The sequence below is a fragment of the Streptomyces sp. GD-15H genome (assembly GCF_045291515.1).
Classification (GTDB): domain Bacteria; phylum Actinomycetota; class Actinomycetes; order Streptomycetales; family Streptomycetaceae; genus Streptomyces.
This window is the reverse complement of the sequence record NZ_CP149447.1, coordinates 6,068,828-6,089,406: the sequence shown is the minus strand read 5'-3', so window position 1 is coordinate 6,089,406 and position 20,579 is coordinate 6,068,828. Positions and strand designations below refer to the sequence as shown.

At 70.3% G+C, this 20,579-nt stretch carries 17 protein-coding genes, 1 other RNA gene and 4 pseudogenes; 16 read left to right on the top strand and 6 right to left on the bottom strand.

Going from position 1 to position 20,579, the window contains the following annotated elements; genetic code table 11:
* Nucleotides 1-118 precede the first annotated feature (118 nt).
* The 3 genes and pseudogenes from WJ438_RS28790 to WJ438_RS28780 all read left to right on the top strand — a co-directional run bounded on the left by WJ438_RS28790 (nt 119) and on the right by WJ438_RS28780 (nt 2,531).
* Nucleotides 119-662: pseudogene (locus WJ438_RS28790) on the top strand (DoxX family protein).
* Between the two features lie 94 nt (nt 663-756).
* Nucleotides 757-1,911: a PP2C family protein-serine/threonine phosphatase gene (locus tag WJ438_RS28785; protein WP_406727795.1), complete on the top strand. Its 1,155-nt coding sequence runs from the start codon at nt 757-759 to the stop codon at nt 1,909-1,911.
* A gap of 230 nt (nt 1,912-2,141) precedes the next feature.
* Nucleotides 2,142-2,531: a MazG-like family protein gene (locus WJ438_RS28780; RefSeq protein ID WP_406727794.1), complete on the top strand. Its 390-nt coding sequence runs from the start codon at nt 2,142-2,144 to the stop codon at nt 2,529-2,531.
* A gap of 61 nt (nt 2,532-2,592) precedes the next feature.
* Here the strand turns inward: WJ438_RS28780 and WJ438_RS28775 are convergent.
* The 3 genes and pseudogenes from WJ438_RS28775 to WJ438_RS28765 all read right to left on the bottom strand — a co-directional run.
* Nucleotides 2,593-3,158: pseudogene (locus WJ438_RS28775) on the bottom strand (ABC transporter permease); the annotation flags it as partial.
* 232 nt (nt 3,159-3,390) lie between these two features.
* On the bottom strand, nt 3,391-3,579 hold the full coding sequence (locus tag WJ438_RS28770; RefSeq protein ID WP_406727793.1) for a hypothetical protein: 189 nt from the start codon (nt 3,577-3,579) through the stop codon (nt 3,391-3,393).
* 566 nt (nt 3,580-4,145) lie between these two features.
* Nucleotides 4,146-4,877, bottom strand: a complete 732-nt coding sequence (locus WJ438_RS28765) for a hypothetical protein (RefSeq protein WP_406727792.1) — start codon at nt 4,875-4,877, stop codon at nt 4,146-4,148.
* 692 nt (nt 4,878-5,569) lie between these two features.
* Here WJ438_RS28765 and WJ438_RS28760 point away from each other — a divergent pair.
* From WJ438_RS28760 to pqqE, 9 genes and pseudogenes are all read left to right on the top strand, one after another.
* The gene (locus tag WJ438_RS28760) at nt 5,570-6,964 is read left to right on the top strand and encodes a LytTR family transcriptional regulator DNA-binding domain-containing protein (protein WP_406727791.1); all 1,395 of its coding nucleotides are present in this window, start codon (nt 5,570-5,572) and stop codon (nt 6,962-6,964) included.
* A gap of 39 nt (nt 6,965-7,003) precedes the next feature.
* A complete protein-coding gene (gene katG / locus WJ438_RS28755; protein WP_406727790.1) occupies nt 7,004-9,244 on the top strand; it encodes a catalase/peroxidase HPI in 2,241 nt (746 codons plus the stop codon).
* 463 nt (nt 9,245-9,707) lie between these two features.
* Nucleotides 9,708-10,169 carry an MSMEG_3727 family PQQ-associated protein gene (locus WJ438_RS28750; protein WP_406727789.1) on the top strand — a complete coding sequence of 154 codons (462 nt, stop codon included), beginning with the start codon at nt 9,708-9,710 and terminating at the stop codon, nt 10,167-10,169.
* Between the two features lie 14 nt (nt 10,170-10,183).
* Nucleotides 10,184-11,884 (top strand): PQQ-dependent dehydrogenase, methanol/ethanol family, encoded by a 1,701-nt coding sequence (locus WJ438_RS28745; protein ID WP_406727788.1) that lies wholly within the window; start codon nt 10,184-10,186, stop codon nt 11,882-11,884.
* Nucleotides 11,885-11,932: 48 nt separating this feature from the next.
* Complete coding sequence (gene pqqA / locus WJ438_RS28740; protein ID WP_111003434.1) at nt 11,933-12,028, top strand: pyrroloquinoline quinone precursor peptide PqqA; 96 nt, start codon at nt 11,933-11,935, stop codon at nt 12,026-12,028.
* A 171-nt stretch (nt 12,029-12,199) separates the two neighbouring features.
* On the top strand, nt 12,200-13,018 hold the full coding sequence (gene pqqB, locus WJ438_RS28735) for a pyrroloquinoline quinone biosynthesis protein PqqB (protein ID WP_406727787.1): 819 nt from the start codon (nt 12,200-12,202) through the stop codon (nt 13,016-13,018).
* 4 nt (nt 13,019-13,022) lie between these two features.
* Nucleotides 13,023-13,718 carry a pyrroloquinoline-quinone synthase PqqC gene (gene pqqC / locus WJ438_RS28730; RefSeq protein WP_406727786.1) on the top strand — a complete coding sequence of 232 codons (696 nt, stop codon included), beginning with the start codon at nt 13,023-13,025 and terminating at the stop codon, nt 13,716-13,718.
* Nucleotides 13,719-13,723: 5 nt separating this feature from the next.
* Nucleotides 13,724-14,053, top strand: coding sequence for a pyrroloquinoline quinone biosynthesis peptide chaperone PqqD (gene pqqD / locus WJ438_RS28725; protein ID WP_406727785.1), 330 nt, complete (start codon nt 13,724-13,726; stop codon nt 14,051-14,053).
* Nucleotides 14,046-15,163: pseudogene (gene pqqE / locus WJ438_RS28720) on the top strand (pyrroloquinoline quinone biosynthesis protein PqqE). The gene pqqD and the pseudogene pqqE overlap by 8 nt, the downstream one beginning before the upstream one ends.
* Here the strand turns inward: pqqE and WJ438_RS28715 are convergent.
* The gene (locus WJ438_RS28715; protein WP_406727784.1) at nt 15,123-15,662 is read right to left on the bottom strand and encodes a manganese efflux pump MntP family protein; all 540 of its coding nucleotides are present in this window, start codon (nt 15,660-15,662) and stop codon (nt 15,123-15,125) included. The pseudogene pqqE and the gene WJ438_RS28715 overlap by 41 nt on opposite strands.
* Nucleotides 15,663-16,157: 495 nt before the next feature.
* On the opposite strand from WJ438_RS28715, the gene WJ438_RS28710 reads away from it, so the two are divergent.
* The 4 genes from WJ438_RS28710 to WJ438_RS28695 all read left to right on the top strand — a co-directional run bounded on the left by WJ438_RS28710 (nt 16,158) and on the right by WJ438_RS28695 (nt 19,144).
* Nucleotides 16,158-16,373 (top strand): hypothetical protein, encoded by a 216-nt coding sequence (locus WJ438_RS28710; protein WP_406727783.1) that lies wholly within the window; start codon nt 16,158-16,160, stop codon nt 16,371-16,373.
* A gap of 182 nt (nt 16,374-16,555) precedes the next feature.
* Nucleotides 16,556-17,770, top strand: a complete 1,215-nt coding sequence (locus tag WJ438_RS28705; RefSeq protein ID WP_406727782.1) for a PP2C family protein-serine/threonine phosphatase — start codon at nt 16,556-16,558, stop codon at nt 17,768-17,770.
* A 465-nt stretch (nt 17,771-18,235) separates the two neighbouring features.
* Nucleotides 18,236-18,658, top strand: a complete 423-nt coding sequence (locus WJ438_RS28700; RefSeq protein WP_406729840.1) for an Hsp20/alpha crystallin family protein — start codon at nt 18,236-18,238, stop codon at nt 18,656-18,658.
* A 96-nt stretch (nt 18,659-18,754) separates the two neighbouring features.
* Nucleotides 18,755-19,144 carry a DUF2267 domain-containing protein gene (locus WJ438_RS28695; RefSeq protein WP_406727781.1) on the top strand — a complete coding sequence of 130 codons (390 nt, stop codon included), beginning with the start codon at nt 18,755-18,757 and terminating at the stop codon, nt 19,142-19,144.
* Between the two features lie 191 nt (nt 19,145-19,335).
* Here the strand turns inward: WJ438_RS28695 and rnpB are convergent.
* An RNA gene (gene rnpB, locus WJ438_RS28690) (RNase P RNA component class A) lies at nt 19,336-19,736 on the bottom strand.
* Nucleotides 19,737-19,851: 115 nt separating this feature from the next.
* Nucleotides 19,852-20,568 (bottom strand): annotated as a pseudogene (locus WJ438_RS28685) (DMT family transporter); the annotation flags it as partial.
* Nucleotides 20,569-20,579 lie beyond the last annotated feature (11 nt).

Sequence of the window (20,579 nt, the reverse complement as noted above, 5' to 3'; positions counted from 1 at the left end):
GCCCTACCGGCCGCCGGCCACCGCCACCCGCCGCCACCCGAACGGCGGGCGGCGGCGGGCCGGGCGGGACGCCGGGATGCGACGGTGGTCACGCGAAGCGACTGCCCCGGGAGACGACGTGACCTGTGACGACCGACGCGATGTGGGCCTGCTGCTGCTCCGGCTGGGGACGGCGGGGCGCTGGCGGCGCACGGCGCGCAGAAGCTGTTCGGCTGGTTCGGCGGTGGCGGGATCGAGGGCACCGGCCAGTTCATGGAGGCCATCGGCTACTCACCGGGTAAGGCCGGCGCGACGGCGGCGGCCTCGCGGAGGCGGGTGGCGGCGCGTTGCTCGCGCTCGGCCTGGCGACCCCGGCGGCGGGCGCTGCGGCGGCCGGTGCGATGGCGGGCGCGGCCGCCGTGCACACGCCCAACGGCTTCTTCAACCAGGAGGGCGGCTACGAGCAGGCCGCCCTCCTGGGCCTGACGGCGGTCGGCCTCGCCCTCGCGGGGCCCGGCCGCCTTTCGGTGGACCACGTCCTCGGCCACACGGCCAACCGGGGCTGGATGGTCCCGGTGGCCTTCGCGGCGACCGCTGCGGTCACCGTGGCAGTCGTGGGCGCACGGTCCAGACGCCTGGACAGGGCGAAGGAGGGCGAGCAGAAGGCTCTGTCACGGCACTAGCACTGCCATCGTGGTGTTCCGGTCGCCGGGGCCGGGGATGCGGCAGAGACTGAAACCCGGATTCCGTCCAGGAACACCCCCGGAGCGCAGGAGAATGGGCCCCATCCGCGCGTCACCGCCCCGCGAAAAACGGTGGCTTCGATGGCTGCCCGCCGCGCTGATCCTCGGCGTGTTCGTCCTCGACCTCCTCACCCCGCGAGGTGTGAGGGTGTTCCCCCTGCTGGCGGCCGCCCCCGTGCTGGTCGCGCCCTGGCTCTCCCTGGCCGGGACGGTCGCCACCGGCGGGGCGGCGCTCCTCGCCGCGGTCCTCCTGCCGCTGGTGAAAGGCAGGCTGCCGTTCGGCGTCGACGACATCGTCCCGTTCTCCACCTTCGTCACCCTGACCCTCCTGGCCGCGGTCGTCAACCGGCTGCTGGCCCGCGAGCGGCGGCAGCTGAAGAACGCCCGCGAGGTCGCCGAGGCCGTCCAGCGCGCGGTGCTCCCCTCCCCGCCCAAACGGATCGGGCCGCTGGCCGTGGCCGTCCGGTACGAGGCCGCCGCGCGGGAGGCCGCCATCGGGGGCGATCTGTACGCGATCCGCCCCACGCCCCATGGCGTCCGGCTGATGATCGCCGATGTCCGCGGCAAGGGCCTGGGCGCGGTCCACACCGTCAACGCGCTGCTGGGCACCTTCCACGAGGCCGCCCTTCGCGCTCCGGACCTGCCCGGCGTGGTCCGCTGGCTGGAGGAGCGGGTGCAGGAGGCCAACGCCGCCGAGGGCGGGACAGGACCCGAGACGTTCGTCACCGCCGTCATCGCCGAGTTGTCCGCCGACGGCTCCACCCTGCGCACGGCCAATCGGGGGCACCCGGCGCCGTTGCTGGTCCACCGCGGCCGGGCCCGCCCGCTGGAGCCGGGCGCGCCTTCACTGCCGCTGGGTCTGGCCGACCTCGGCGGCCCGGACATCCCTGTCGACCGGTACGCCCTGCCCGAGGGGGCGGTCCTGGTGCTGTTCACCGATGGCGTCGTCGAGGCCCGCGACCACCGCGGGGTCTTCTACGACCCCGTCCCGCGGCTGTCCCGCCCCCTCCCACCGGACCCGGACCACGTGCTGGACGCCCTGCTCGCCGACCTGTACCGGCACACCGCAGAGCACCTCGACGACGACGTCGCGCTCCTCGCCATCGGCCTGCCCCGCGACACGGACGACGGCCCCGGCAAGGCCCCGGCCGCCCACCGGACGGAAGCGGACGACAGCCGGCGCGTGTGAGGAACCCACGACTCCGCCGCGCAATCCCCGGGGCCGCGGGACCGCACTCCGCGACCTGCGGCGACGCGGCCGTGCTCGGTACAGGAGTTCGGACAGCACTTCGGCAGCGGTTCGGGAGACACCTGGGCGCTGTCGGTCTCGGACATGTTCACGAGTTCCCGACGGCACCGGTCAGGGCCTGCGCGGAGGACCGCCGGGCGCTGTCCGTCTCCTGTGCCAGGGTCTGCCGTATGAGCGATCCGAGCACGACCCCCTCCGTGTCCCCCGCGCCCTCCTCCTCCGTACCGTCCGCCGGTCTCTGGGAGTCCGTCGACGCCTTGCACGCCTGGCTGGACGCCAACCGCGCGGTCGACGGCCGGGAGGGTCTGCTGCTGCGCGTCCTGAAGCTGTCCGAGGAGATCGGCGAGGTCGCCCAGGCGGTGATCGGCGCGACCGGTCAGAACCCGCGCAAGGGCATCACCCACGGATGGGAGGACGTACAGGCGGAGTTGTGCGATGTCGCGCTCACGGCCCTGGTGGCGCTGCGCGGTCTCACACCCGACGCCCGCGAGGTCTTCGCCCGGCATCTGGCGGGGGTCGCCGAACGCTCGTTGGGCGCCGACGGGGGTGCCCGGCACTGAGCCGGCGGGCGGGCGACCGGGTCTCCCGGCCCGGGCAGCGCAGGCACTGTCCGGGCCGGGGCCGACGCTCGACGGCACGTGCACCCAGGTCGATCAGGACGCCGATCAGCCCGGTGACGGCGACCAGCGCGTCCATGTCGGGGACGGCGTGGGAGGTCTGTGCGACGGCGATACGGGGGCCGAGGCCGGGCGTGCCGATGATGAGTTCGGCGGTGATCGCGAGGACGAGGGCGACGGCCGCCGCGAGCCGGACGCCGGTCACGACGTACGGCAGGGCGGTCGGCCACAGCACGTGGCGGATCCGGGTCCAGGTCGCCAGGCCGTAGGAGCGGGCGGTCTCCTCCGCGACGGGGTCCGGGTCCTGGACTCCGTAGAGGACCTGCCAGAAGGCGGCGCAGACGACCAGCAGCGGCGTGGAGCGCAGATCGGTGCCGAAGAGCAGGACGGCGAGGGGAATCAGCGCCACCGAGGGGATCGGCCGCAGGAATTCGACGGTGCTGGACGTCGCCTCGCGCAGATACGGGGCCACGGTGATCAGCACGCCGGCGGCGATGCCCGCGACGGTGGCGATGAGCAGCCCAAGGGCCAGCCGGTGAGGGTGTCACCGAGTGCCACCCAGAAGGCGGCGGCCGAGCTCCAGCGGATCCGCAAGCAGGGGTACGCCATCATGGACCGGGAACTCGAGGTGGGTCTGCGCACCGTGGCCGCTCCGCTCCGGTCCGCGACAGGGACGGCACCGTCGTCGCCGCCGTCAGCATCCCCGTGCACGCGAGCCGCGACTCCGTCGACTCGGTCCGCCGCGATCTGCTGCCCTCACTCCTGGCGACCGTGGCCCGGATCGAGGCCGACCTGCACGTGGTCAGACGCTGACGCCCCGGCCGACCGGCCGGCCAGGGGACGGGACCCGGGACGGGTCGCCCTCCTTCTTTCCCACCCGGGCCAGAACGGCCGTGACGATCACCCCGGCCACCAGTTCGCCGATCACCCACGGTGGGTGGGGAGACCGGTCGTTGAGGCGGTAGCCCACGTAACTGAAGGCCAAGGTCACGAGGAGCACGGTAACTCCCCCGTACTGTCTTTTGAGCACGTGTGCTCCTCACCGGCTGACTGAACACGAGTCTGCGACGCGCGTTGGTGCAGTGCGCCTTCCGGTGTCGGGAGCCGAGGGGTCACTTCAGTTCGAGAAAGGGCCGTGTCCGGCTACGCCGTCGTCGCCGGACGTGGCGGAGCCCGGGAGTCGTATCCAGCTCCCGGGCCCCTGGGGATGCCACCCAATTGCGCACGCCGGCGGCGTTCAAGAGGACGGATCAGTCATCATGCCGTCGTGTTCTTCCTTTGAACTACCGCACCGTGCAAGAGGTGCAGGCGAGAGTCGAACTCGCATCCGACGGCGTTCGTCCGTCCCCGGTCGTTCCGGCGATCGGCGGCGATGCTGAGACTGGAGCGAGAGTCTGAGATTGATCGCGGCTTCCAGTCGGAAGGCCGCTTCTTCAGGCTGAACTTCAGTGTCAGCTTGCGCTCCTCGCGCGAACCGGTCCTCGATCCGGCCCGCGCCTGTCGCGCACCCCCGCGCTCGCACGCGGGGGCGATTGCAGAGGCTACCCGCGGTCGGCGTCAGCCGAACAGGTAGCCGAACACCGCGTCGCCGACCCGCCGGTCGGTGACTTCGGCGCCGTTGGCCTCCTCACGGGCGAACTTCACGGCCTGCTGGAGCTTCTCGACCCGCTCCACCAGCTCGTTCACCCGTCGTGCGGGGAGCGCCCCGGAGAACTTCACGGTCGTCCAGTACCCGATGGGCACGTCCTCGTAGTACACCTCGACCTGCGCCGGGTGCTTGTCCGTCGCCTCGGCCTTGACGTGGTTGCGCGGAACCTTCTTCGTACGGATCGTGCGCACCGGGTCCGTCTTCCACCAGTCCGTGGACGGGTCGTGGGACCAGGACTCGGCGGCGTCGAGCGTGGGGAGCTTCTTGACGAAGGTGAGCAGCTCGGTGAGCTGCTTCTCCAGGAACAGGAGGTAGCTGACCGGAACGTCGGCGACGATCGTCCGCCCGTCGACCGTGACGTCCGCACGAGCCGTGCAGTTCGCCCAGTCCTTGGTCGCCGTCACGTCGAACAGCCGCGTCAGCGAGGCCGCCATCTCGCGCAGCACGTCCTCACCCTGCACCTGCACCCGCGTGGACTCGGGCGGCAGTTGCTCACCCTCCTCGTCCTTCGGCTGGTACGTGCGCGAGATACCGGCCAGCAGGGCGGGCTTCTGCACCTTGTGGTGCGCCGCGGTGATGTCCTGGAGCGACTTGCTCTTGACGCCCTTTTCGACAGCGATGATCTGGTTCAACTTCGCCACTTGGTCCCCCTTCGAACACCAGGGAACATAACCCGCCGCGCCCCCTCGAGTCCGCTGATTTTCCTGCGGGGTACGGCACCCTGTCGGCCGAGTGACTCCGGGCATCGGTTTTCCCGGGTCGCCTCATCGCAGGGACAGGCCCCCGGGTGAGGTGAGCCCCTCGGCGGGATCGGCGCGGAAGGTCGCCGTCCATGCCCGGGCGAACAGAAGGCGCCGTTGGGGCGCTGCTCCGTCAATCGCGCGCGGCGGCTGTCGTCCACGACGACACGGTCGTCCCGCGCCGCCGTCACCCTCAGCCGTACCGGGACGGCGGCGGCGCCGATGCCGTCCAAAAGCCGGACCGCCACCCGGGCGATCGGCTGGGCACAGGTGCCGCTCCGAGTACCGATCCACCGCGCGGACCGACCGCTGCGAGCCGCGCAGCTTGCCCGCGGGCGCGCTGTCCGGGGCCGGCCAGGAAGCGACATTTCGCATCCGCGGCCCGGAGCGGGACGTGCGCAGCCCGACAACGGTACCTAGGGTGGGGAGTGCGGGAGCGCAGGTCTGTGACGCAGCCTGGAACGAGTGACGAAGCAGGAAGACGCGCGACGCAGCGCCCGGTCCGCTGCAGGTCCAGCCGCGACGAACGGCGGCCGGAGCGGACCGCGCGCACGCCGTCGGGCGTGGGGATGGACCAAGGGCGGTTCCTAACCATGAGGGATCTACATCGACTCGAGCCCATCTCGGCGAACCTGGGCAGCGGCACCGTGCTCGCGGCGTGGGAACGATTCGTGCAGGGCGAGGATCAGGTCCCTGGTGTCCGGCCCCTGGTGGCGATCTCCTGGCACCGGTGCCGAGAGCAATACCGGATCGATCCCCACCTCACAGAGGCCCCGGTGGCCGTCGCGGCGCCCGACCATACGCCCGAGCACGATGTCGTATTCGCTGAGCTGGGTTTCCGTGCCGCCGCCGTGGCACATGAAGTGGGCAACCTCGGTGGCGTCGTCACCGTCGCCGACGCCACTGGCCGGGTCCTGGCCGAGTGGGGTGACCAAGCCACGCTCGCCAGGGCCGGCGACTCCAATCTGGCGCCCTGGTTCTGCTGGTCCGAGTGCGCGGTCGGCACGAACGGCATGGGCACGGCGCTCGAGGCGCACGGCCCGGTACCGATCAGGGGCGCGGAGCACTGGTGCCAGGCGTTCCACAACTGGGTCTGCGCGGGCATCGCGGTGCGTGACGTGGTGACCAGGGAACCGATCGCGGTCCTGAACATCTGCTGCTGGCGCAGCCGGCTTCCCGCGTCCGCGGAAAGCTGGCTGACGAACGCGGTCACCATGACCCAGCACCCGCTGAAGAGGCGCGCCCGGGACAGCGGCGCCGAGTTGGTCGCGGCCTACACCCGGGCCAGGACACGCTTCAGTGCGGCGCTCGCCGCGGTGGACACCGCGGGCAAGGTGGTGATAGCCGACGACACGGCAAGCATGCTCCTGGGCGTCCCGGCATCGACCCCGGCGGTCGACCCCACGCTGCGGTGGAACGCCGGGCTGCCGGAATTGATCGCGGCCGCCCGGTATGCCACCAGGCAGGCAGCCCGCAATCCTGACTGGGTCGGCTCGACGCAGTTCTTCGCCCACCTCGCCGACGAGCCGACCTCGATCAGCATCCGCCCCGTCTTCTCGTCCGGACACCTGATCGGGAACCTGGTCTCGTTCGGTGACTCCGACGGGGTGCAGGTGCCCCGGGCGGAGGGGCCCGCGCACCCTCGGGCGCAGCCGCGCCGACTGGTCGCGACGCGCGACAACCGGATGGTGCTGCTGCGGCTGCCGGAAGTCTCCTTCGCCGAATCGCGGGGAAACGACGTGTGGCTCTCCACCGATCAGGGACGACTGCGAGCCGCTTCTCCGAGCCTGGACAAGCTCGACAGTGAGCTGGCGGATGTCGGCTTCCTGCGGGTGCACCGCCGGTACGTGGTCAACCTCAGTCGCATCCGGGAGATCGAGCGCGGCCCCAAGGGCGAACTGTCTCTGGTCATGGAGGACCGGACGAGCGAGATGGTGCCGGTTTCCCGGCGAAACGCGCCGGCCGTGCGTCGCGCGCTGGACCTCTGAGTTTCCCGGCACGACCTCTGTTCCCGAAAGGAAGTTACCGTGTCTGACAGTCCGGACGCCGTTGTCGGCGAGACGAACGTGGGGAGCGCGGGCGGCCTCGGCCTCTCTGTCTCGGGCGGGCACCCCAGTCACCCGACTGAGGGTGCGAGCAACCGCGACTGGTGGCCGAACCAGCTCCACCTGAGGATCCTCCGGAAACACCCCGCCATGGCCGATCCCATGGGCGAGGACTTCGACTACGCCGCGGAGTTCCGGACGCTCGACCTCGACGCCCTGGCGCGGGACGTCGACGAGGTGCTGACGACGTCGCAGGAGTGGTGGCCGGCCGACTTCGGCCACTACGGGCCGCTCGTGATCCGCATGGTGTGGCATTGCGCCGGGACGTACCGCATCGCCGACGGCCGCGGTGGCGCGGGCGCCGGCATGCAGCGTTTCGCGCCGCTGAACAGCTGGCCGGACAATCGCAACCTCGACAAGGCGCGCCGGCTGCTCTGGCCGGTGAAGAAGAAGTACGGCCGCAAGATCTCCTGGGCCGACCTGATGATCTTCGCGGGCAACCGCGCCCTGGAGACGATGGGCTTCAGGACCTTCGGCTTCGCCGGCGGCCGGGCGGACGTCTGGGAACCCGACGAGGACACCTACTGGGGCCCCGAGCGCGCCTGGCTCGGCGACGAACGCCACGGCGGCGTCCGGAAGCTGGAGAACCCTCTGGCCGCCGCCCAGATGGGCCTCATCTACGTCAACCCGGAGGGACCCAACACCGTCCCGGACCCGCTCACCGCGGCCCGGGACATCCGCGAGACGTTCCGGCGCATGGGGATGAACGACGAGGAGACCGTCGCGCTGATCGCGGGCGGCCACACGTTCGGCAAGACCCACGGCGCGGCCGACCCGGACGCCCACCTCGGCCCCGAACCCGAGGGCGCCCCCCTCGAGGAACAGGGCCTGGGCTGGAAGAGCAGCTACGGCACCGGAAAGGGCGCGGACGCCATCTCCAGCGGGCTCGAGGGTACGTGGACACCCACCCCGACGAGCTGGGACAACAGCTTCTTCGAGACCCTGTTCGGCCACGAGTGGGAGCTGGAGCTGAGCCCCGCCGGTCTGTGGCAGTGGATCCCGAGGGACGGCGGCGGGGCCGGCACCGTGCCGGACGCCCACGACCCGTCGACGACACACGCCCCGACGATTCTGACGACGGACCTCGCGCTGCGGTTGGACCCGGTCTACGAGCCGATCGCGCGGCGCTTCCTGGAGGACCCGGGCAGGCTCGCGGATGCGTTCGCCCGGGTCTGGTTCAAGCTGACGCACCTCGACATGGGCCCGATCCAGCGCTACCTCGGACCGCTGGTCCCCCGGGAGACGCTGCGCTGGCAGGACCCGGTCCCCGCCGTGGACCACGAGCTCGTCGGGGCGGCGGACATCGCCGCGCTCAAGAGCCGGATCCTCGCCTCCGGGCCATCGGTCTCCCAGCTCGTCTCAACCGCGTGGGCGTCGGCCTCGACGTTCCGCGTCAGCGACAAGCGTGGCGGGGCGAACGGCGCGCGCATCCGCCTCGAGCCGCAGCGGGGCTGGGAGGTCAACGACCCCGCCACGCTGGCACAGGTGCTGCGCACCCTGGAGGGGATCCAGAAGTCCTTCAACAGCTCCCAGACCGGGGACAAGAAGATCTCGCTTGCCGACCTCATCGTGCTCGGCGGAGCTGCCGCCGTCGAGCAGGCCGCCAAGACCGCCGGCCATGACGTCCGGGTCCCCTTCACCCCGGGACGCACGGACGCCACGCAGGAGTGGACCGATGCGGAGTCCTTCGCCCCGCTCGAGCCGGCCGCGGACGGGTTCCGCAACTACCGCGGCCGGGGCAGCCGGCTGCCGTCGGAACACCTGCTGGTCGACCGCGCGAACCTGCTGGACCTGAGCGTGCCCGAGATGACCGTCCTCGTGGGTGGCCTGCGGGTGCTGGGCGCCAACTACCAGCAGTCGCCGCTGGGCGTCTTCACCTCGGCGCCCGGGTCGCTGACCAACGACTTCTTCGTGAATCTGCTCGACACGGGCACGGAATGGAAGCCGACATCCGCGGCCGCGGAGACCTTCGAGGGCCGCGACCTCGCCACCGGCGAGGTCAAGTGGACCGGTAGCCGCGTCGACCTCGTCTTCGGCTCGAACTCCGAACTGCGTGCCGTCGCGGAGGTCTACGCGAGCGACGACGCACGGGAGAAGTTCGTGCGGGACTTCGTCTCCGCGTGGGACAAGGTCATGAACCTCGACCGGTACGACCTCGCCTGATCCCCATCGGGGCCCGGATGTCGGGAGAGACGTCGTGACCGGTCAGCCGGTGTTGCTCGGCGACGATTGATCGGGGCTGCTGCGGGCCCCGGCGCGGCGCGGCGCAGCCCGGCTCCTCCCAACGGTGGCACATCCGGTACGAACGGTAGCTGGTCGCGGACGAACGGCATGAGCCGGCCGAACTGGTGCGCACGCTTGTCGGTGTGATTCATCCGGCGTAACGTTCTTCTTGACTGTCAATTTAATACTCTTTCACCCTTTTCAGCGTGATTCATCCGGCGTAGCGCGCTCCTTGACCACCGGTTACAGCCGGGCATCGGGCGACGCAAAAAAGGAAATTTCAAGGTTAATTCGGAGAACATTTCTGCCGGGCGGATCTGTGCAACCGGCCGCGACGTGCCGCCGTCAGCGTGGCCGATGCGAAGTGGACATAGAGATTCGGGATGAGGAGAGTGAAGCCCCGATGACGACCGCGCAGGAGCGAGCCGACCTGCTGGACAAGATCGGGTTGGCCGCACAGAACAAAGCAGTGCTGGGCCAAGTGCTGGGAACCGGAAGCATTGGACAGGCCACTGAGGGACCGGATGGCCGCATGCAGGCCACAATTCGCATCAACCCGGATGAGCTGGCCTGGGACCCCTCTATTCTGGTCATGCCCCATGGAGGCGATATCGAACTCGAGCTCGTCAATGACGACCTGAACACGCACTGCGCGCTCCTGCCGAGCAATGGCGACCGGAAGTTCATCTGGCTGGTGAACCATTCGCGAGGACGGGCGACCCTCAATCTCGACGGGCCGGGCTACTACTGGTTCAGCTCACCCACGGGCAATGACGAGGGCCGGGGAATGACCGGGGCCATCGTCGTGCTGGGGGACGCTCCGCCGGAGGCTCGCCTCGACCGCCCCGACCAGCCGCGACCGTAGATAAGGAGGAGGCAATGACCGTTGAATACGTGGACGCGGGTGAGGCTGTCGACCAGGGAACCCTGAACTACAAGACCCCGGGCGGAGACGTCGCACCACCGGTAGTGGCCGACGTCAACTACGAGCGCATACTCAATGCCCGCGAGGAGCCCCAGAACTGGCTCACCTACTACGGCGCCTACAACGGGCAGCGGTACAGCCCGCTGGACCAGATCAACACGGAGAACGTCAAGCGCCTCGGCCCCGCATGGGTCTTCCAGGCCGGCACGACCGGGCTGATCGCGGGCTCGTCGACCTACTCGTTCGAGGCCGCCCCGATCGTCGTCGACGGGATCATGTTCGTCTCCGGCTGGGACGGCTGGCTCTGGGCCCTCGACGCGAAGACGGGTGTGGAGATCTGGCGGTACAAGCATGCGGTCCCCTTCGACGTGTCCCTGTGCTGCGGGAACGTGAACCGTGGGGTCGCCGTGGCTCAGGGGAAGGTCTTCTTCGTCGCGGCGAATGCTCGTGTGCTCGCGCTCGACGCCACCACCGGCAAGCGGGTCTGGGACAAGACCTACGGAGACGTCCGGGCCGCGGAGAGCGCCACGGTCGCCCCGCTGGTCGTGAAGAACATGCTCATCGTCGGTAGTTCCGGCGGCGAGTTCGGCGTACGCGGCCACCTCGACGCGTTCGACCTCGAGACCGGCGAGCACCAGTGGCGCTGCTACACGGTGCCGAAGCCCGGGGAGCCCGGCTCGGAGACCTGGCCCGCCGACGGCGAGGCCTGGGCACGGGGCGGGGCGAACTGCTGGGTCACCGGCACCTTCGATCCGGAGACGAACCTGCTGTACGTCGGCACCGGCAACCCGGCGCCCGACTTCGACGGAGAGGTCCGCGAGGGCGACAACCTCTTCACCGACAGCATCATCGCCGTCGACGTGGACAGCGGTCAGATCCGCTGGCACTACCAGTGCACCCCGCACGACGTGTGGGACTACGACAGCATCGGCGAGTGCATCCTGTTCGAGCAGGACGGGCGCAAACTGCTCGGGCACTTCGACAAGAACGGCTACTTCTTCGTCCTTGATCGCACGAACGGTGAGAGGGTCCAGATCACCCCCTACGTGGACCGCATTACGTGGGGGGCGATCACGAGGGACGGCCAGGTGACGGCCAAGGTGTACCCGGACAAGGAGGGAGAACCGGTCCACTTCTACCCGGGTCCGGCCGGCGCCAAGGAATGGACCCATGCGGCCTACAGCCCGAAGACCGGGCTCTTCTACGTCCCGGTCCAGGACACCGGCGCCACGGCCACCCGGCGACGCCGGGAGTTCAAGGAGAGCATCCCGTACTGGGGCGCGGGCGTTCAGGTGGACATCGAGGACATGGCGGGGTCCATCAGCGCGTTCGACGCAGGCGGCGAGGAGAAGTGGCGCTGGCGCAAGGACCTCCCGATGTGCGCCTCGGTGCTGGCCACCGGCGGTGACCTGGTGTTCGCCGGTGAACCCGCCGGGCAGTTCAACGCGCTCGACGCCCGCACCGGGGAGCTGCTGTGGCACTTCCAGTGCGGAAGCGGCCACCACAGCAGCCCGACCACCTACATGGTCGACGGCAGGCAGTACATCGCCGTGCCGGTCGGTTGGGGCGGGTGGACCGAGGGGTTCCTCCCCGGCATGCTCGGCGCGGGGCACGGAAGCGCCCTGATCGCCTTCGCCCTCCCGGAATCGTCGTAGCGCGTGACCGGAGTCTGCCGGGCATTCGGGCAGAGAGGAGGTGAATCCATGGAGTCTCAGCTCGCTGTGTGGGAGACCCCCGAGTTCGACGAGATCGCAGTCGCGGCCGAGGTGACCATGTACATGGCTCGGTTGGAGGACTAGCGGACGTGGTGCGGCGCCGGACCTGGTCCGGCGCCGCCGACGGCTCGGCCCCAGGTCTTCGGATCCAAGTCTTCGGACCCAGGTCTTCGACGAACGGAGTGCCGGTGTGTTGCTGCGCGTGCTGGGCTCGGCGGCGGGGGCGGCTCCCCGCAGTGGAACTGCGGCTGCCCGGTGTGCGCCGCGGTCCGCTCCCGGGCCGGCCTCGCGCGCACCCAGTCGTCGGTCGCGGTCAGCGCCGACCGCCGCCGCTGGTTCCTCATCAACGCCTCGCCCGACGTGCGCACCCAGATCGAGGCCTTCCCCGGCCTGCGCCCGCACGACCGGACGACGCCGCTGGAGGCGGTGCTGCTCACCGACGCCGAGCTGGACCACACGCTGGGCCTGCTTCTGCTGCGCGAGGCCCGTGCCCTGCGGCTGTACGCCACGCCGGCGGTGCGCGAGACCCTGTGCGTCGGCTCGGGGATTCTGCGCACGCTCGAGCGTTACTGCCCGGTCGAGTGGCGGGCAGTGACCCCCGGCGCCGGCCTCGCCCTGGCGGACGGGCTGTCCTGCCGGGCGTTCGACGTACCCACCACCAAGCGCGACCGGTTCGGAGCCGGGGTGGACCACGGCCGCGTCGTGGGCTACCGGCTGACCGACGAGCGCAGCGGGGGGACGCTGGTGTACCTGCCAGGGGTGCAGTCGCTGACGCCGGCGCTGCGCGCGGAGATCGAGGGCTGCGCATGCCTGCTGATCGACGGGACCTGCTGGCGCGACGACGAGCTCGTACGGCTCGGCCTGGCCGGCCGGACGTCCCGGGAGATGGGCCACCTGCCCATCGACGGCCCGGACGGCAGCCTGGCGCAGCTTCCGTCGCTGGGCGTGGGGCGGACGGTCTTCGTGCACATGAACAACACCAACCCGATCCTCCTGGAGGACACGCCCGAGCGGCGTATTTTGGAGAAGAGCGGCATGGAGGTTTCCATGGACGGCCTTGAGGTCCAGGTGTAGAGCCGTGACGACAACAACCACGAGGACCGGCGCCGACGGCTTCGTCGAGGCGTTGCGGGCCCACTCGCGGCGGTACCACGACCAGCATCCGTTCCACGTCCGGATGAACGCCCGGCTGAGCCGCCGGCAGATCCAGGGCTGGGTGGCCAACCGCTTCTACTACCAGGAGAGCATCCCCCGCAAGGACGCCGCGATCCTCTCCAACTGCCCCGACCTCGAGGTCCGCCGCCGCTGGATCCGACGGATCGTCGAGCACGACGGCACCGCCGCCGGCGAGGGGGGCATCGAGGCGTGGCTGCGCCTCGGCGAGGCCGCCGGGCTGACCCGCGAGGAGGTCCGGGACCACCGGCACCTGGTACCCGGGGTGCGGTTCGCCGTCGACGCCTACCTGAACTTCGCCCGGACCCGCCCGTGGGTGGAGGCGGTGGCGTCCTCGCTCACCGAGCTGTTCGCGCCCGACCTGATGGCGGCGCGGCTGGCCGCGTTCGAGCGGTGGTACCCGTGGATCGACCCCGAGGGCCTCGCCTACTTCCGTGCCCGCCTGGAGCAGGCCCCCCGCGACTGCGAGCACGCCCTCGAGGTGGTGACCGCGCACTGCCTCTCCGCCGAGTCCCAGGCGCGCGCCGTCGACGCGCTGTCGTTCAAGTGCGACGTCCTGTGGAGCCTGATGGACGCCGTCGACCAGGCCTACCCGGAGTGACCCTCATGGACCCGACCCCTACCGGAACGACCCAGGCCGAAACCAGCACCCGACCCGGCGTCGGGGTGTCCGGCTCGGACCGGCCCCGGTTGGCGCGTCATGTCCGGCTGACTTTCTGCCGGACCAGGCAGCGTCAGATCCTGCAGCTCCCCGAGACGGTGGTGGTGCTGAACGGCAGCGGCGCGGACATCCTCGGGCTGTGCGACGGGCGGCACACCGTGGCCGAGATCGTGGCCGAGCTGGGCGCGCGCTACCGGACCGTCCCCGACGACGAGGTGCGGCAGTTCCTGACCCGGCTCGTCGCCCGACGCTACGTGGAGATGGCCGATGGATAGCCCGTTCGGACTGCTCGCCGAGCTCACCTACCGCTGCCCGCTGGCCTGCCCGTACTGCTCCAACCCGCTGAACATGGCGGGCTATCAGGACGAGTTGTCCACCGACGAGTGGCGGCGGGTGCTGGCCGAGGCCGGTGACCTGGGGGTTCTGCAGTGCCACCTGTCCGGCGGGGAACCGCTGCTGCGGCGCGACCTGGTGGAGATCGTGGCGGACGCCCACGACCTGGGCCTCTACACCAACCTCATCACCAGCGCCCTCGGGTTCTCGCGTCCGAGGGCCGAGCAGCTGCGGCCGCCGGCCTGGACCACGTGCAGATCAGCATCCAGGCCGAAGAGCCGGCCGTGTCCGACCGGATCGCCGGGATCCCGTCCTTCCGGCGCAAGATCGAGGCGATGGGCGTGGTCAAGGAGCTGGGCTGGCCGCTCACCGTGAACGTGGTGCTGCACCGGCTCAACATCGACCGTGTCGCCGACGTGCTCACGATGGCCGAGGAGGTGGGCGCCGACCGGGTGGAGCTGGCCAACACCCAGTACTACGGCTGGGCCTGGCGGAACCGTGACGCGCTGCTGCCGAGCCGGGCCCAGCTCGAGGCGGCCGAGGTCGCCGTGCGGGCCGCTCGCGAGCGGTTGCGGGACCGCGTGGACATCGTCTACGTCATTCCCGACTACTACAGCCGCTACCCGAAGCCCTGCATGGGCGGCTGGGCCTCCCGGCAGCTGACCGTGACGCCGAACGGCGACGTCCTGCCCTGCCCGGCCGCCCACTCCCTGCCGTTGCCGCGGGCCAGCGTGCGGGAGGACTCGCTGGAGCGGATCTGGGCCGAGTCCCCGGTGATGAACGCGTTCCGGGGGACGGACTGGATGCCGGAGCCCTGCCGGAGCTGCGAACGGCGGGAGCTGGACTTCGGCGGGTGCCGCTGCCAGGCGTTCCTGCTCACGGGCGACGCCGCCCGCACCGACCCGGTCTGCCACCTGTCGCCCGACCACGCCCTGGTCACCCGGGCGGTCGAGGCCGCCAACGCCGGCTCGCGGGCCGACGACCTCCCGCTGGTCCCCCGCACACACCGGGCTAACCGCCGAACACCAACGGCAGCGCCACAGCGGCGATGATCAAGGTGACCCCGCTCAGCAGGTCCGAGCGGATCCGGATGAGGCGCGCCGCGGCCCGCCCTAGCCGCAGCCCGACCAGCGACATCACCGCCGTCATGGCGCCGAAGACGGCGGCCGAGAACCACGGCGAGAGCCCGAGGAGCCCCAGGCTCGCCCCGGCGACCAGGTTGTCCAGACTCAGCGTCAACGGGATGCCGAACAGCGCCCACGGCTGGTCCAGCTCGTCCGGCTCGGGGTTCCGAAGGGCCGAGATGACGAGGTAGAGACCGTACCCGCCGAGCGCGGCCGCGCCCACCAGATCGGCGACGCCCCCGACGGACTCCCCGATCCGGCGACCGATCAACAGCCCGACCAGGGGCATGATCGCGTCCCACAGCCCGAAGGTCAGCGCGACCTGCACCGCGCGCTTCAGACCGAAGGGGACGGTGCCGAGCGCGATCGCCACCCGGAAATTGTCGAGACTGAGTACAAAAGCCAGGACCAGTATTTCCCCGATCATGGCGACGTCGCTGCCCGGTGACGTCCCACGTCGGCAGGAACGACTTTACCTCGGCTAGCATTCGCCATGTGAGAGATGATATCTCAGCCGGTCCGCGAAACAAACCCGGTAAGCCGATTCCCGGTAGTTCTCGACGCTACTCGCCCGACGGTGGCCCGCAGGCTTGCCAGGCCACCTGACGAGCGCATTCGCGGTGGTCCGTCCGCTGCGGCACGCGGGGCTCGCCACCTCGCGATGGCCTGCTCCCGGAAACACACTCCCGCATCGACGGAAATCCGCCGGACCAGGAGCCACCTCCGGACGAACCGGCGGTCCAGAGAATGGAATCGTAGAATTTCACCATCGTCGTTCACCTTTTCAACATTCGACCACGGGCGCCGCGATCTCCCCCACGGACAGTTGTTCGGAAAGGTTCAGGATGTTGCTTACTGACGTGTTTTCCCAGGAGATGCGTCAGCAATTCCGTACCCACCCGGAGGAACCAATGCCACGCACTTGAGCGTCCTGAGAGGCGGCCACGGAACCGCCGGCCAGGATCTCGGCGCCGGTACCGCGCTCCAGCCCCGGGGCCACGCCGTCGCGCAGGTGGTGCACGAGGTCGGCGCGCCCTCGTCCTGCGGTGCCGTCTCCGGGAAGACGATCACGGTGGACAGGACGCCGTCCTCGGCGAGCAGCACTGGGAACCTTTTTTTGATCTGCCTGCGCCGTTAGGGTGATTCGTCAGGGTTACGGGCCTTTGCGAAGGTCGGGTCAGGCACCTGCGGGCGATGATCATTTGATGCGAACGCTTCCGGGGCGGGAAACCTCCGTGGCCTCACGGAGGCGATCGACAACCAGCCGGAGACCAGGAGAGGGCTGCCGTGACAGGAGGTGGGCCACAGCCGGAAAACGGCATGGCGGACCGATCGGAAGGGTTCGGCGAGCGGCTGCTGGGGGTCCTCCTGGACCGGGCGCACGAGATGCCGCCGCAGTTGATCGCTCCGATGATCGCGGAGGAAGTGGCCAGGATCGGTGGCCGCGATGTTTCGATCCTCCTTCAGGACTACGCGCAGGAACTGCTGGTGCCGTTGCCGGGCCGAGGACTGGCGGTCGGTGAGCCCGAGGGAATCGGCGACTCCCCGGCCGGTACGGCTTTCCTGCGCGCCGCCCCTGTGGAGGTTCCGCAGGCCGACGGTGTCCGGATGTACCTGCCGCTGCTGGACGGAAGCGACGAGGTGGGAGTGATGGCTCTCACCCTGGAGAGCGTCGACGACGACGACCGCCGGCTGCTGCGCAGGCTGGCCGGTCTGGTCGCCGACATGCTGGTCACCAAGCACGCCTACACCGACCGGTTCTTCCAGGCCCGCCGCCGCGAGCCGATGAGCGTGGCCGCGGAGATGCAGTGGTCCCTGCTGCCGCCGCTGACCATGTCGGTGCCGCAGGTCGCGGTGTCCGGGGCGGTCGAGCCCGCCTACAACATCGCCGGCGACAGCTTCGACTACACCCTCAACGACAACACCCTGCACGTGGCCGTCATCGACGCGATGGGCCACGGCCTGGACGCCGCCACGATGGCGACCGTCGCCGTCGGCGCCTACCGACACGCCAGACGTGTCGGCATCGGCCTGGCCGAGATGTACGCGTTCATGGACCGGGCCATCGCCGAGCAGTTCGGGCCCGAGCATTTCGTCACCGCGCAGATGATGGACCTGGACGTCACCACCGGCCGCCTGCAGTGGGTCAACGCCGGCCATCCCGCACCGCTGCTGATCCGCAACCACGAGGTCGCCCGGCAGTTGGAGAGCCCGACCACGCTGCCGGTCGGCCTGGGCGGTGAACACCCTCCGATCAGCGAGCACCAGCTCCAACGCGGTGACCGGGTGCTGTGCTACACCGACGGCGTGATCGAGGAGCGGGACGCCGAGGGAGAGCTGTTCGGTGAGGAACGGCTCATCCGCTGCGTCAACGCGATCGAACGCGCAGGCGCGGATGGAGGAATGCGGGCGGGGGCACTGTGGCTCTCCCGCACTCTGAAGCGGGAGCGCGGCGGGCGGACCAGCGATGACGCCACCGTCCTTCTGATCGAGTGGCGCGGAGGCGCCGCCGACCACCTCATCCCCCTGGAATGACCACCTGTTTCCCGCCTCGCGCCGACGTCGGTGGACCTTGGAAGGCATGCGCATCGAGGCGACGCACGACCGGTCGCCAAGAGACGCGGATCAGCCGGTGCGAAGGCACACGCCGCGGCCGGCCCCGGAGTTCGGTCCGGAAAGATCCGGTCGGGGCTCGGGTGCTCCCGTGCCCGGCTGAGACGGCGATGCGGGCGTGGGGAGGTCGTGGTCGACGGGCACAGCGCCCACGGCTCCGACAGTCACCGGACGGCGCACACCACTCCACCGCGGGCCCGCGCCGCCGATACGGCCACCCCGCGTGTCCGTGCCGGACAGCCGCAGCAGGCCGAAGGCGACGAAATGAGCCGCCCACGGCTTCGTTTGCTCCCAAAACATTGAGTCGACGCTTGGCAAGTTTGCTGAGGTGAGGTATATAGGAATTGTCGCTATGCGCATCCCGTCTCGGGAGAGGAGTGACCGATGATGCTCATGCGAACCGATCCCTTCCGCGAACTGGACCGGCTCACCCAGCAGGTCTTCGGTACCGCTGCGAGGCCGGCGGCCATGCCGATGGACGCCTTCCGCGACGGCGACACCTTCGTCGTCGAACTGGATCTTCCGGGTGTGGACCCCGAGTCGGTCGACCTGGACATCGAGCGCAACGTGCTGACGGTCAAGGCAGAACGCCGTCCGAGCGTCGGCCAGGACAGCGAGGTCGTGATCACGGAACGGCCCACCGGGACCTTCAGCCGCCAGCTCTTCCTCGGCGAAACCCTGGACACCGACCGCATCGACGCCTCCTACGAGGCCGGTGTGCTGCGGCTGCGCATCCCGGTCGCCGAGCAGGCCAAGCCCCGCAAGATCGCCATCAGCGGCGGCGACTCGCGCAAGCAGATCAGCGGCTGACCTCGCGGTACAAGGCGGGCGGGAACCCGGGCCAGGGGTTCCCGCCCGCGTGCGCCGCTTGACGTCGGTCTGTCGACTTCGGAGGACGTCGTGCACATGAACTGGGACGCGTTCATCTCTGCGGTCCAAGAACGCGGCGAATACCCCTCTCAGGAAGAGGCGGAACGATCCGCCCGCGTCGTTCTCGCCCTGCTGGGCGCTCATCTGGTGGGTGAAGTGCGCGCCGAGCTGGCCGCCCGGCTGCCGGAAACACTGTCGTTGGTTCTGCTCAATCCCCTCCAGGCGCACGAACCGCTTTCGCCGGAGCGGTTCGTCCGGGCGACCGCGGCCTGGATCGAGGGCGCCACCGAGAAGACCGCGACGTGGGACGTCAGTGCCGCCCTCAGCGTGGTGGCCGACGTCGCGGGCGAGGACCTGGTCAACCGCATCCTGCTCCAGCTGCCGCCGGGCTACGACCTGCTCTTCGGTCGCCCCCAGCCGACCTGACCACTGCACCACCCATGCGTGGACATGACCGCGCACGGCTCGGTGACAGGGCCCGGCCTCAGGGACTTCCAGCTTCGTCCGAGGGACTTCCGAGGGACCTTTCGCCGCCTGACGCGGCAAGCCCCGAAAGATCGGAAGGGGCCTCCGACACAGATCGGAGGCCCCTTCCACGGTAAAGCCACAGGTGGCGGCAGACGAGTCGGGCTGTACGCCGGGTTCTGTTCCCCGGGCCCTCGCGGGCCTCGGGGCGACGGCCATCCCTCTAGGACCGGCGTTGCCGCCGGCCTCGTGCGGTCTACCCGCGGACTCGGGCGGGCAGCCCTCGAACGTCCGCGCAGAAACACCGGGGTGTTTCCTTTTGACCTTGCTCCGGGTGGGGTTTACCCAGCCGTCTGAGTCACCTCAGACGCTGGTGGTCTCTTACACCACCGTTTCACCCTTACCGGGGACCGAAGCCCCCGGCGGTCTGTTTTCTGTGGCACTGTCCCGCGGGTCACCCCGGGTGGCCGTTAGCCACCACCCTGCCCTGTGGAGCCCGGACGTTCCTCGGGAAGCCCCGCAAGGGACTCCACGCGGCCGTCCGCCCGGCTCGTCTGCCGTGTCGACCATGGTACCGGGCGGGAGCGGGGCCCAGGTGCCGCGGCCGTCGCCAGGACCGAGCCGGTGAGGATCAGCGCGAAGGCGGCCAGGACCGTCCCGGTCAGGGGCTCGTCGAGGAGGAGCACCCCGGCCGTCACCGCGACCGCCGGGTTGACGTACGTGATGACGGTCGCCCGGGTCGGCCCCGCCTCCTTGATCAGCTCCAGGAAGGCGACGAAGGCGATCGCCGTGCAGACGGCGCCCAGGCCCGCGAGGGCGGTCAGTGCCCCGGCGGAGGGCAGCTCGGCCGGCCGCGTGAGCACCGCGGCCGGGGCGTAGACGAGTGCCGCCAGGGTCAGGCAGACCGCGGTGAGCTGGAGGGACGGGATCTGCCTCAGATGACGGGCGGCGATCAGCGGGGCGATGGCGTAACCCAGCACCGTCACCAGCACCTCGGCGAGCGAACGGGCGTCACCGCCGGTCAGGTGCGGGACGGTGAGGACACCGACGCCCACCAGGCCGAGCCCCAGGCCGGTGAGGCGGCGGGCGCCGAGACGCTCCGTGTCGCCGAAGAACCTGGCGAGCGTCACACCGACGATGGGGACGCCCGCGATCAGCAGGCCGGCGGTGGAGCTGGAGAGGTGGCGTTCCGCGGAGGTCAGGGTGTACCAGGGGCCGATGATCTCGATGACCGCGAAGGCCAGCAGGGGGCGCCAGTGGGCGCGGACGGTCCCGGTGAGACCTCCCTGCCGTAGGGCGAGGGGCAGCAGGAGCAGAGCGCCGAGGGCGCAGCGGGTGAAGACGACCCCGGACGGGGACACCTCCTCCACCGCCACCTTGATCATCAGATAGGGAA